Genomic DNA, 13,476 nt, shown 5'->3' on the forward strand with positions numbered 1-13,476 from the left:
ATGATGATCGAGGCCCGTCATCCGGACCGTTTGTGTGGCCCGCCGCATCGGGTAATTGGGGCTCAGCGCGGTCATATGAGACCACGCGGCCTTTTCTCTTGCCCAAACTCAAAAAGACCTTGCGGCCGGCCCGTTGCCGACCTTCCTGCTTTTTGAGGTTGATCATGGCGCGTCAGTCACCGTTCAAGCCTCACCGCTTTCCGCGTGACATCATCCTTTGCGCGGTGCGGTGGTATCTGCGCTACCCGCTGTCCTACCAGGACGTGGTGGATTTGCCCGCAGAGCGCGGGATCGGCATTGATTGGTCGACCGCGTATCGTTGGGTTCAGAAGTTCAGTCCGGAACTGACGAAACGGACCGAAAAGTATCTCCGGCGGGCCAACTTCGATTGGCACGTCGATGAGACCTACATTCGTGTCGGCGGCAAACGGCGTTATCTGTGGCGTGCGATCGATGCGAACGGTCAGATGGTCGACTTCCGCCTGACAGCCAGAGGGGATGCGAAAGCCGCCAGAGCCTTTCTGAACAAGGCAATTGAGCGTGTCAGGCTACGCAGACCGGTCACAACCGTAACGGACAAGGCCCATTCATATCGACGGGTCATCCGTGAGATCAATCATCGCTACGACCCACATTTCGACGGCATCCGGCATATTGACAAGAAGTGGCGGAACAATCTGATCGAGAGCGATCATGCGGCTATGAAGCGGCTGCTCGGTTATCGCCAGAGCTTCCGCTCCCTGCGAACGGCCAAAGCGACCTTGAGCGGGATCGAGACGATTAGAACAATCAAACGCGGCCACATCCATCACAAACAACTAGGCGTTCTGGGCGAAATCCAGTTCAGCAGCAAACTCTTCGCGGCCGCATGATCCAGTGCATCAACCCACACCACCGATCAGCGCACATCAATTAATGCAACGGCCCCATTCAAACACAGACTCTTCTGATTTTGAACTTTGCTCAGAACAGAGCAAGGCGGAGACCGATACACCCCATGATCAAGACATCGGGAAAACGGCAACGGGGCAGGGTACGCCTACGCTCCCCTTGGCGCTTGTCACCAAAGCCTGTCCCGATCTGGCGCTGTTTTAAGGAACAGAGATCGGGCAGTGGCGACATCTGGTGAATGCGGCGGACAAGGTGCGCCCAATGATCGGGATCAGCGCGGATGCATGGCACAGGGCCTGCGCCACAATGGGGCCAGAGCAGGCGGCGACCACGGTGGCGGACATCCTGCAACGCGGCCCCGACATCCAGAGCCCGGGCGGCTATCTGCGCGCCCTGACACGCCGTGCCGAAGCACCGGCATTTTCGCCGGGACCGATGGTTATGGCGCTGCTCAGGGCCGCGTGACTGCGGCGTTGACAGCTGTCAACTGTGCGCGACCTTGTGTCTTTCTGGCCGCAGAGCCGAAGCAATTGGCAATCGGAAAAAACCCGTTTTGCGTTTGCGCGGAAATCGGGCACGGTAGGCGGTAAATTGCTTACACGAACGCGTTATTGATTCCCGTTTAAAGTGTAAGTGCCGAGCGAGGATTTTGAATTGCGATATTTCTGTCAGTGGCGCTTGTTTGGAACAGTTCTTTTTGCAGCGGTCGCCGCCATGGTTCAGGCCGCATCAGCGCAGTCCCTTAACGCATCATTGTCGCCCACCACCATCTCCTCGGGCGGGGTGACGTCGCTGACACTCAGCATCAACAACTCGGGCGGGCCGATCGTCAACCAACCGACAATCAGCTATTCCTTGCCGGGCAATGTCACGCTTGTCGGGACGCCGACGACAGACTGTTTTGGCGGCACGATTTCATCCAGCAGTGCCGCGCAATTTGCATTCGCCTCTGACGCGCTGCCGGGCAACAGCACCTGCACAATCAGCGCGACGCTGACATCCTCGACCCCCGGAACGGTCGTCTTTCCGGATGTTGAGCTGTTCACCGAAGGCGCGTTGACCAGCACAGACAACGTGTCGTCGCTCTCCGTTGACGGGGCGCGGGCGATTGTGACGCAGCAGTTCACACCGGCGTCCGTAACCGCGGGCGCGGCGGTAACGCTGACGTACACGTTCGATTTCAGCAATGTCTCCGACACCCAAGTGGCGGGGTTGAGCGTGACGGACACCTTGCCGGCCAATGTTGAAATCGACACGCCGGTCACGGTTGCGCAGACCTGTTCGGGTGTGGATGTGCTGGTGTCCGCAGACACCGGCGCAAACGAAATCACGGTGTCGTCGACGCAGGTCAACTTTGGCCCTGTGCCGTCGCCGGACCCAAGAATTGCGACACCGTTCACATGCGATATCACCGTGCCCCTGCGCGCCACGACGTCCGGGACCGCGATCAACACAGTCGAAACGGCCAGTTATCAGAACGTCTTAGACTTTGGATCGTCGGTGTTCCCACAGGTCCAAACACTGGACGCAGGTGCCGCAGAGTTCACCGTGGTGGCAGCGCCCGCGGGCGCGCCGCGGCTGGCCAAGGCGTTTTCGCCAAACCCCGTAGATGGCACAGGCGCGGTCACGGCCACGTTCACAATCACCTACACCGTGCGCGATACCGCGCTCACCGACATCGCCTTTACCGACACGTTGCGCGACACCGGGCTGGAGGATCTGACTTTTGACCAGATCACCGGCGACAGTTGCGGATTTACCGCCAGCCAAAGCACGGCCTCCGATGTCACCTTTTCGGCGGGTTCAATCCCGGCCTCGACCAATACATGTACGCTTGAGGCGCGCTATACATACAGTGCGGGAACTGTGGCGCCGGGCCGGTTCGACTATCCGACAAACGCGCTGACCGGCACAATCAGCGGCAACCCGGTGACGGGCAACAGCACATCCGCCAGCCTTGTGATACCCACGACGACCGCACCCACCTTTGGATTGCAGATCGTCGATGCGGCGTCGGGCGGGTCGGTTGTCACCAATGCAGCACCCGGCGACACGGTATTTGCCGAGTTCACGCTGACCAATACATCCACGCAGACGCTCAGAAACGGTTCTTTCACTTTTGATGGCAGCATGGTGCCGGGCACAGTGTCGCCGAGCCCGTCAACCGGGTTCTGTGGCGCGTCAAGCCAAGCGGCATTGGACGTCAGCTTTGCCGAAATCACGTATAGTGCGCTTGAATTGGCGGGATCGGCCTCTTGCTCCTTTGTGGTGCAGCTGAATATCGACACCAGCGCATCGGGATCGACCGTGTCGTTGCAGTCGTCAGACCTGTTGGCATTGGTGTCGGGCACAGGGTTTACCGTGAGTGGTGCCAGCGCATCCTTCACCGTGTCCGGTGCGCTTGGCCTGACGGCGACGCAGACGGTGCCCAGCGTGACGGTCGGCGCCGCAACGACACTGACCACGACGCTGACGGCAGGGGCAGAGAACGCCACCGACCTGACGGACATCACCTTTTCCCAAGATGTGGCGAGCATTGGTTTGCTGGGCTTCGTGTCGGCGCAAAGCAACACATGCGGCGGCATGGTCAGCGATGCGGCGGGCACCTATACCTTTGCGGGTGGCACATTGGCTGCCGGCGAAAGCTGTGAGGTTGTGGTCAACGTGACGGTGCCCAACTCGGCAACGCCGGGCGCGTCAGAGAGTATTTCGACATCCGGTATCACCGCCAATGGCGGTGGCCAGACCTTTGCCGCAGCGGTGGGCAATGTCACCGTCCTGTCGGGTCTTGATTTCGCGTTGGAGATTCTGAACGGACCAGCGCTGCCCGGCGGCACGGTGCGGGCGCGGTACACAATCGACAACACCGGCAGCGCTGATGCGACCAACCTGCAATTCACCCACAGTATCAACAGCGGCTTTCCCGGCCTGACCTATAACGCAACACCGGTGTCCAACACCTGCGGAGGCACGCCATCCGTCTCGGGGACGACATTCCTAATCTTTGCCAGCGGAACACTGCCAGGTGGTTCGTCCTGCCAGATCGAGTTTGATTTGAATGTACCGACATCCCTGCCGACGGGCGACACGGTGCCCACAACGACAAGCGCATTGTCGGCAACGCTTGGCGGGGCCAGCGTGACGTCACCGGCGGCAACGGGTTCGATCGAGATCGAAACGGTCGGGTTCGAGGTGGCCAAATCCTTTGGTCAGTCCAGCGTGACGGCGGGCAATACGGTGCCGATGACCATCACCTTTACACCGTCCATCTCGGAAACGCTGTCCAATGTGTCCCTGACGGACGACCTTGATGCCTTTGTTTCGGGCGCGACGCTCGACAGTGAGGTGTCTGATAGCTGCGGCGCGGCGGCCCTGACATCCGGCGCGTCCCTGATTTCGCTGAGTGGTATCGTGTTGACCGGCGGCGCGGCCTGTTCGGTGACGGTCAATGTGGCGATCCCGTCTGGCGCGGCAGCGGGGACGTTCGAAAATACCACGAGCACCGCGGCAGCGACCCTGTTCAGCACTACAGTGACGGCTCCTGCCGCCAGCGCGTCGCTGTCCGTGATCTCGCCCACGGCGTCGGCCACGCTGGCCAAGAGTTTCACGCCCAGCACCGCAAACGCGGGTGGCACCACCACGGTGTCCTACACCATCGACAACCCCGCAGGCGGGGCCAGCCTGACGCGGCTGGGGCTGAGCGATCCGATCGGGACGGACATTCCGGGTGCGACCCTGTCCGGCCTGAGCGGCAGTTGCGGCACCGGATCGTCCATTTCGGGGACAACCACACTGGATCTGACGGGCGGCATTCTGGCACCGGGCGAAAGCTGCACCTTCTCGGCGACAGTGAACGTGCCCAGCGTGACACCCGCCACGTTCACCAGCACCACCAGCGCGCTCACGGATGTGGGTCTGACGGTGGCGGCGGGGCAGGCGGCGTCGCTGACGGTTGTGTCGCCTCCGCCGATCGTGACGGTGGCGACCTCGGCCAGTTCCATCATCGCAGGCACCGATGTGCAGGTCGTCTACACGATCGACAACAGTGCCAGCGCCGTGGGGATCACCAACCTGAGCTTTGCGCAGGCATTTGGCGCGTTCCTGCCCGGACCGGGCGGTACGGCGTCCAACACCTGTGGCGGCACCTTTTTGCCCACGCCGACCGGGGCCACGCTGGTGGGCGGGTCGATTGCGGCGGGGGGCAGCTGTGCGCTGACCGCCGACCTGACATCGCTGACGCTGGGCACCCAGAGCCTGCCCGCACCCACCGTAGGCGCGACCGAATTCCCCAGCATCGCAAACACCGCCGCATTCAGCGTCGAGGTGGTGACACCGCCGCCGCCGCCGCTTGCGCTTGCCTTTGCGCCAGCCACGATTGAGCAGGGCACCACGTCGACCGCGACGCTCACCATCACCAACGCAACCGGCGCGATCCCGGCCACGTCGCTGGACCTGTCGAACACGTTGCCTGCGGGGCTGGTGGTTGCGACCCCGGCCAATGCGTCAACCACCTGTACCGGCGGAACGCTGACTGCGACCAGCGGGGCAGGGGGCGTTTCTTATACCGGCGGCACTGTGAATGCGTTGACCAATTGCACTATCACCTATGACGTGCTGGGCGCATCTGCTGGCAGTTTCACCAACACAACCGGCGCTTTGACGTCTAGCTTTGGCAGCAGTGGCACGGCGGCGGCCACGTTGACGGTGGATGCACCGTCCACGGTCACCGCTGCGTTGGCCTTTGCGCCCACATCCGTCGCCCAAGGTGCAACATCCACCTACACGCTGACCCTGACCAGCGCGGCGGCAGCGCTCGACACCGTGAACATCGCGGCGAGCCAGACCTTGCCCGCGGGCCTGGTTGTGGCCGATGTGCCCAATGCCAGCACCACCTGTACCTCTGCAACGCTGGGGGCCACTGCCGGTGGCAGCAGCATCACCCTGACCGGTGGGACGCTGACGGCGGGGGCCAATTGTGCGGTGACCGTCGATGTGGTGTCGGTTCTGACCGCGTCCTATCCCACGACGCTGTCGTCGCTCGGCTCGGATTTCGGGGTGCAGGCCGTCCTGCCGTCGGCCACGCTGACCGTGGTGCAGGCACCCGCAGCAACGGTGACATCCGCCTTTGCCCCGACAAGCGTCGCGCAGGGCGGAGTGGCCACCCTCACAGTGACACTGGACAACGCGGCGGCGGCTGTACCCACGACACTGGGCGCGTTGCAGGATGCGCTGCCCACGGGTCTGAACATCGCATCACCCGACAATGCGGCCACGACCTGTGTGGGATCGACGGTCTCTGCATCCGGCACGTCCGGCTTTGCGACGGGCGGGGCAGGGGTCATTCCTGCGGGCGGCAGCTGTACCGTTTCCATTGACGTGACCAGCGATCAGGCCACCACATTCTCGAACCCGATTGATCAGGTGCCGCTGACCACGGGCCTGCTGACCGGCGTGGGGTCGGCTGACATCACCTTTACCCCCGCGCCCGCGCCCACGGCGGCGATGGCCTTTGCGCCGGACAATATCCCGCAAGGCAGCACCTCGGCGCTGACGGTCACATTTGACAACAGCGCCGCACTGGTTGCCGCAGGCACGGTGAGCAGCGGATTTGCCCTGCCCCCCGGTGTCAGCCTTGTGGCGCCGGTCGCTGACACCGGCACCTGTGGTGCGGACGTGACCCAAGGCCCCGGCGGCGTTGGTCTGAGCCTAACCAGCCTTGCGGCAAGCACAACCTGCACCACAACCGTGACGGTCACAGCCGTGACCGCAGGCACGGCCAGTTTCACGCTGAACAGCGTGGCCTCGACCCTTGGGGCGGGGGCGGCCACAGGGGCCGACCTGAACGTGACGGCGGCGGATGCGCCAACCTTTACCAAGGTCTTTGCACCTGACAGCGTTGAACTGGGCGGCGAGACCCGCATGACCCTGACCATCGACAACAGCGGCGCGTTGGTGCCCGCGACCGCAGGCAGCATCACCGACACCTTCCCGGCGGGACTGGAACTGGCGGCCACGCCAAATGTCGTCAGCAGTTGTACATCGGGCGCGTCCACCGTTGGCACAGTCAGCGCGGCGGCGGGATCATTTGGGGTCGCGGGCATAACCGTGGCCGCCCAAGAGAGTTGCACCTATGCGGTCTCTGTCCGCGCAACCCAAGGGCCAAGCCTGACAAACACCACGGACGCTTTGTCCACGTCGCTGGGCAATTCCGGCACCGCGTCGGCCACGCTGACCGTTTCGGATGCGCCACGTCCCACGCTGTCGGCGGCCTTTACACCTGCGACGACAGTGCAGGGCGGGACAAGCCGCCTCTCTGTCAGCTTCACCAACTCTTCCACGTTGATTGACGCGACTGGTGCGGCGTTCTCTGCGCCATTGCCTGCGGGTATGGTGGTGGCCGCTGTGCCGAATGCGAGCCTGACCTGCGCCTCCGGCACGGTGACTGCCGTGGCGGGTGCAAGCACGGTGTCCTTCCTTGGCGCGACGATCCCGCTGGGCGGGACATGTGCGTTCGCGGTGGATGTGCTGACCACATCGCTGGAGACCAGCCAGACCGTGACCACCGGCGCGGTCGAGACGGATATCGGCAATTCTGCGGCAGGGGCAGAGGCGACACTGACGCTCACACCCGCGCCGCTGCCCACCATCGCCAAGGTTTTTGCCCCCAACAGTGTGACGCAGGGCGAGGTCAGCACGCTGACTTACACGATCAGCAACAGCGCGTTGCTGGCGGCGGATATTGTCACACTGGGCGAGACTTTTGCGGGCGGCCCGGTGCTGGCGGATCCACTCAATTTCGGCGGCACCTGTGGTGCGACGCCGACCGGGACGGCAGGTGACGCGACATTGAGTTTTAGCGGCGGCACGATTGCCGCCGGGGCCAGCTGTGATCTGACCGTAGATGTCGCGTCCGCGACGGTTGGCACGTTCGACACGGTGTCGGGTGATCTGGTCACGACGCTGGGCAACAGCGGCACCGCATCGGCGACGTTGACGGTGACTGAAGCCCCGCTGCCGGTGCTGACGGTTGATTTCGACCAGACAACCGTTGCGCAGGGTGGGGCGGCCACGCTGACCTATACGCTGGTCAACAGCGCATCGATTGCAGCCGAGCAGATCAGCTTTGCCAACACGCTGCCCGATGGGATGAGCGCGGATGCGGCAGGCACCCCCGCCAACAGCTGTGGCGGGACGTTCTCGTCCACGGCACAGGGGCCGGACGTGTCACTGACCGGCGGCATCGTCGCCGCAGGGGACACCTGCACCATCACCCTGCCGGTGATCGCAACAACCGTCGGCACCAACGCCTATGCGGTGGCGTTCGCCACGTCGCTGGGCGACACGGTCGAGGCATCCGACAGCCTCAACGTAACAGCCGCGCCGGTGCCCGTCATTTCCGCCACCCTGACCCCCGACACGGTGGTCGAAGGCGGTGTGACCACCTTTGAGGTCACGTTTGACAACTCTGCGTCTCTCATTGATGCCGACGATCTGAACCTGAGCCTTGAGACCGGCGCATTGCTGACCGTTGCACCGACACCCAACGCGACGAGCACATGTGTGAACCCCACCATCGCGCTGACGCCCGGCGACGACGATGTCAGCCTGACGGCGGACGCGATTCCGGCTGGCAGCACGTGTACGTTCTCCTTTGACATTCGGGCCTTGCAGGACGGGCCTGCGGCGCAGGCGACCGGTCTGATTTCGACCGCGCTGGGGGACAGCGTGGGCGTCTCTGTGCCGTTGACGATCACACCGGCGGGCGCGCCGCTGTTCTCGGGTGCGCTTGCGCCCGCCACGGTCACCCAAGGCAACGCCAGCACGCTGACCTATACGATCGACAACACCGCCAACCTGATTGCGGCGACGGGGGCCACGTTCAGCGTGACCCTTGGCGGGACGATGCAGGTGGCGACACCACCGACTGCGGCCAGCACCTGTGCGGCAGGTGCGGTGACGGCGGCGGCGGGCGATAGCACGTTCTCGTTCAGCGGCGGCACTGTGGCCGAAGGCACAAGCTGTACCGTGTCGGTCAATGTGACCAGTCTGGACACCGGCACGTTCAGTGCGACGGCGGGTGATCTGACCACATCGCTGGGCACGTCGAGCGCGGCGGCGGTGTCGCTGAATGTGGGCACCGCACCCGCGCCGGAGTTCCGTCAGACCTTTACACCGCCCAGCATCGGGCAGGGCCAGACATCGCGGCTGGAACTGGTCGTGGACAATTCGTCCTCGGGACTGCCGGCTGCGCAGGTCGGGCGGACGGGGCAGACCGGGCGCAGCATGATGGCCGGATCGCTGGGCTTTGACGCCAATTTGCCCGCCGGTTTGACGCTGGCCTCGGTGCCGAATGCGTCGAACTCGTGCGGCGGCACCGTTTCGGCAGACCCCAATGGGGGGCAGGTGACACTGACCGGCGGCGCGGTCGCTGGGGGGTCCACCTGTACGGTGGGGGTCGATGTGACCTCGATCATCGAGGGGGTCGTGCCCACCATCACCGGATCGCTCAGTTCGAGCCTTGGGGGCGCCACGCTTGCGGCACCGTCCACGCCGCTGGTGGTGACGAACAACCCGTTCGGATCGGTGACGTTTGTGCAGAACAGCGTGGCCGATGGCACTTTTGCCTTTTCCTCGACGCAGGCGGCGTTCAACTTCTCGATTGCGACCGCTGGTGGGTCGGGCAGTTTCGGCCCTGTGTCGGTCAGCACGGGCACCTACACTGTGACCCAGACCCGGCCCGCAGGGATCGGGAATGAGACGCTCGTTTGTTCCGACATGAATTCCACCGTGGATGTCACGGCGGGGACCGTCACGCTGGCCGTGGATCTGGGTGACGACATCACCTGTACGTGGGGCGCGGTGAATTCGCGACAGGAGACGGTGGACCAGATCAACACCTTCCTGAACCGGCGCAACAACCTGATCCTGTCGACCGGCCCGTCTTCGGCGCGGCGTATGGCGCGGCTCAATCAGGGGGTCGGGCGGTCGGAAACGCTGCGCTTCCAGCAGGGCGATCTGGCATCGGCCACACCGTTCAGCTTTGACCTGCTGTCGCTCGGCTCCAACAACTACAAGTTCTCGACCTCCTTGCAGCAGATCGAGCGGTCGCGCCGGATGTTCCGGCTGGCCGTGGACGGTGTCGAGGACAATGAACAGGTCTGGACGCCGCCGCGCTGGGATGTGTGGTTCGAGGCGAGCTATACCCGCTATGAGGCATCCGGCGGGTCAGATGGCCATTTCGGCATAGCCTATCTGGGGGCTGACTATCTGGTGTCCGAGGACATCCTTGCCGGGTTCCTGCTGCAATATGACAGTCTGGACGACGGCGACGATGGCGGGGCCACGATTGACGGCACCGGCTGGATGGCCGGGCCCTATGTCACCGCGCGGATCGCACCCAACCTGATCTTTGACGGGCGCATCGCCTATGGTCAGTCCAGCAACTCGATCAGCCCGTTCGGCACCTATACGGACGAATTTGAGACCGACCGTTTTCTTGTCGATGCCACGTTGTCGGGCAATTTCGACTGGGACAACTGGGTGGTCACGCCAAACCTGAGCCTGAGCTACATCGAGGACCGGGCCGAAAGCTATGTGGACAGCCTTGGCGTGACGATCCCCGAACAGAAAGTGTCGCTGGGCCAGATCCGGCTTGGGCCGACTTTCTCGACTGTGTTCGAGGGGCGCAACCAGACGGTGATCCGCCCGACCTTCACGGTCAACGGCATTTACAACTTCAGCGACACGGACGGCGTGACGATCGTGAACGACACATCCGGCGAAACGGACGGGTTTCGGGGCCGGGTCGAGGCGTCGGTGCAGATCAGCGGGCGCAGCGGGATCGATCTGACCTTTGGTATGCACTATGACGGGATCGGGGCGAGCGATTTCGAAGCCTATGGCGCGCGGCTGCAACTGAGCATTCCACTGAACTAGGGGTCTTGATGAACGGCGCGTTATGACCTACATTATGGTCATAACGCGAGGTATCCTATGAAGATCGCAATTGCCGAAGCCAAGGCCCAATTTGCCGAACTGATCCGCCGCGCCGAGGCTGGCGAGCCGGTGGAACTGACCCGTTACGGCAAATCCGTTGCGCAGATCGTGGCGGTCGAGCGTCCGGCAGCACGTCCGTTGCGCGGGGCGATGGCCGGTGCGTTTCAGGCTCCAGAGATCGGGGCAGGGGACGCCGAGGCCGAAGCGCTGTTTGCCGCCTCTGAATGAAGTATCTTCTGGACACGCATGTGCTGTTGTGCGCGCTGGTGGATGACCCGCGCCTGAGTGCTGCGCAGCGCGAGGTGCTGGATACGGGCGAATTGTATGTTTCTGCCGCGAGCGTCTGGGAAGTCGGGATCAAGCGTGCCCTTGGCAAGCTCGCCGTGCCCGGTGACGTGTTCGAGGTGGCCCATGCCTCCGGTGTGCGACCGCTGCCGATCACGTGGGCGCACGCCGATGCGGCGGCGGCGCTTCCGGCGCACCATTCCGACCCGTTCGACAGGATGCTGATCGCGCAGGCGGTGGCCGAGGGCATGGCCCTCGTCAGCGGTGACGGCAAGGTGGGGCGGTATGACGTTGCACTGGTGACCTGACCGTGCGGTGCGGTAATGTTTCAACCAAGTAGAAATGTCTACTGGGTTTGCAAAGCAGAAGTGTCACCAACAGCGCTGACGGGAGCAAGGCTTAGCAGCCCGGAGACCTCAAATATCGCAGGGCTGAAAAGCCTTGCGGGACTGGTCGTCCGGAGATCAGGGTGGCGTATTCTTCGCGAACGTCATCATCAATCTGTACACCGCTATTGCCGCCGTACAGACGATCATTCTGGTCTTTCCGAGGCCCTGAAATCCAGTAGTGACCACCGGTCTCAGTCTCGAAATAGTTCGCTTTGAAACCTGCGCCCTTCAGGCTCTGGAATTTGAGACCCTTGTAGTACAGCGTCTTCCCCGACTTCGAGAAATATACACGCCCAATCACAGCAGGGCCTTCAAGCCCGTCTGCCTTGCTTTCGATGTACATGATCTTTGAACGTGACAGCCGGAACTGCGAGGGTAATTCCTCGTCGAGCTGTAGCTTGTCCATCCAATGATCGGCGTGTCTCATGCCGTCCTGATAGTTACATTGCTCTCTAAAGTCATCCCTCGGCGGCGGCTCGCTCGGCGCGTCTGCGCTGTTAGTACGCTTCCATCTTTGACGGGCGTCCTCTGGGTCGGCGTCCGGTCTTCTTGTAGCCGTTCCTCGCACTCTCGGGTTTGACCTTTGGCGGCGGTGTGGCCTTCTCCTGTTCTTCCTTGATGTGGGCCAGAACGGCGCTTAGGTGCTTGTTCTCTGTGATCGCCGCATGGGTCACCCGCTGCTGATGTGGATCGAAGATGCTGCAGGGCAGGGCGACGCCTTTGGCGCGGACTTGGATGCGCCCGTCCGGCATCTCATAAACATCCACGTATTTACCGGCGAGACCGCGCGTCAGATCGTTAACCTCCAGCCGTATGCGCTTGCGGTCGTACGTGAGCGTCAAATCCTTAGTGACATAGCGTTTATCGCGCAGACAGAATACTTCCGCCAGCCGATCCGGCTCAATGTTCAAAGCACGATGCAGATTGTCTGTCTTTACCGGGGCCTTTGCGAACTTGGCGTTGTAGCGTTTGACGAAGCCCGCAAGGAAAGCGTTGCCGTCTTCCATGTTTGAGATGCCTGCGATGCGCAGCTCTTTGACCAACCGATCTTGCAGTGTCCGGTTGGCCCGTTCAACACGGCCTTTGGCCTGAGAGCTGTTCGCACAGATGATCTCAATGTTCAGCTCCGCGAGAGCACGCCCGAATTGGGTCATGCCCGTCATATGTTCATTGGGTTTTGGAACTCGGAACACTGTGTGCTTGTCACTGTAGAAAGCAACAGGGCGTCCATGCTTCAGCAGATAGCTTTCCACTGCCTCGAAATAGCTGAACGTGCTCTCGGACGTGACGAAGCGCAGCTCCATCAACGTGCTGGTGGCATCGTCGATGAAGACGAGCAGGGTGCAAGGATCGCCCCGATCCTCGAACCAACGGTGGTCTGATCCGTCAATCTGGATCAGCGCGCCGAAGCATTCCCGGCGCAAACGCGGCTGGTGGGACGTGCGGCGTTGTTTGCGAGAGAGCCAGATGCCATCTTCCTGCATCCACTTACGAACCGTCTCGCGCGAGACTTTGAAGCCGTGATGCTCGGCCAGCATCTCAGCCGCCAAGGTCGGCCCGAAGTCGGCGTAGCGCTCCTTGATGAGGCTGAGCGCATAGTCGCGTTTGGCATGGTGAATGCGATTGTTCGGAGGTTTGCCACGCGCTTTGTGCCGGATCGCCGATGCGCCATCCTGACAATACCGCTTCAACAGTCGGAAAATCTGTCGCCGTGTCAGGCACAACATGTTCGCCGCAGTATCGACCGTCAGCCGACCATCATCGACCTGCGCCAAAACCTCCACGCGGTTCAACTCGCGCTCGCTCATAATTACCCATCCCATGTCTGCTCACCCTCAGTAATTTTTGAGGGCAGAGTGACATTCCTGAATTGCTCATGGGTGACATTATCGCTTTGCGGCTACATGCAAAGCGA

General features: G+C 62.5%; 7 protein-coding genes. 5 read left to right on the forward strand and 2 right to left on the reverse strand.

What is annotated here, in order from left to right; genetic code table 11:
* Nucleotides 1-164: 164 nt before the first annotated feature.
* From Q1A85_RS19560 to Q1A85_RS19580, 5 genes are all read left to right on the forward strand, one after another.
* Nucleotides 165-872, forward strand: a complete 708-nt coding sequence (locus Q1A85_RS19560; RefSeq protein ID WP_299693601.1) for an IS6 family transposase — start codon at nt 165-167, stop codon at nt 870-872.
* A 232-nt stretch (nt 873-1,104) separates the two neighbouring features.
* On the forward strand, nt 1,105-1,356 hold the full coding sequence (gene repC, locus Q1A85_RS19565) for a replication initiation protein RepC (protein WP_299693859.1): 252 nt from the start codon (nt 1,105-1,107) through the stop codon (nt 1,354-1,356).
* 249 nt (nt 1,357-1,605) lie between these two features.
* Entirely contained in the window at nt 1,606-10,827 is a 9,222-nt protein-coding gene (locus Q1A85_RS19570) for an autotransporter outer membrane beta-barrel domain-containing protein (protein ID WP_299693603.1), read from the forward strand.
* 57 nt (nt 10,828-10,884) lie between these two features.
* Nucleotides 10,885-11,115 (forward strand): type II toxin-antitoxin system prevent-host-death family antitoxin, encoded by a 231-nt coding sequence (locus Q1A85_RS19575; RefSeq protein ID WP_299693606.1) that lies wholly within the window; start codon nt 10,885-10,887, stop codon nt 11,113-11,115.
* A complete protein-coding gene (locus Q1A85_RS19580) occupies nt 11,112-11,480 on the forward strand; it encodes a type II toxin-antitoxin system VapC family toxin (RefSeq protein ID WP_299693609.1) in 369 nt (122 codons plus the stop codon). The genes Q1A85_RS19575 and Q1A85_RS19580 overlap by 4 nt, the downstream gene beginning before the upstream one ends.
* Before the next feature lie 91 nt (nt 11,481-11,571).
* Here Q1A85_RS19580 and Q1A85_RS19585 read toward each other — a convergent pair whose 3' ends face one another.
* A complete protein-coding gene (locus Q1A85_RS19585; RefSeq protein WP_299693612.1) occupies nt 11,572-11,988 on the reverse strand; it encodes a 1-deoxy-D-xylulose-5-phosphate synthase in 417 nt (138 codons plus the stop codon).
* Between the two features lie 70 nt (nt 11,989-12,058).
* A complete protein-coding gene (locus tag Q1A85_RS19590; protein WP_299693615.1) occupies nt 12,059-13,384 on the reverse strand; it encodes an ISNCY family transposase in 1,326 nt (441 codons plus the stop codon).
* Nucleotides 13,385-13,476 lie beyond the last annotated feature (92 nt).

Origin of the sequence: uncultured Tateyamaria sp. (assembly GCF_947503385.1) — a bacterium.
Lineage (GTDB): Bacteria > Pseudomonadota > Alphaproteobacteria > Rhodobacterales > Rhodobacteraceae > Tateyamaria.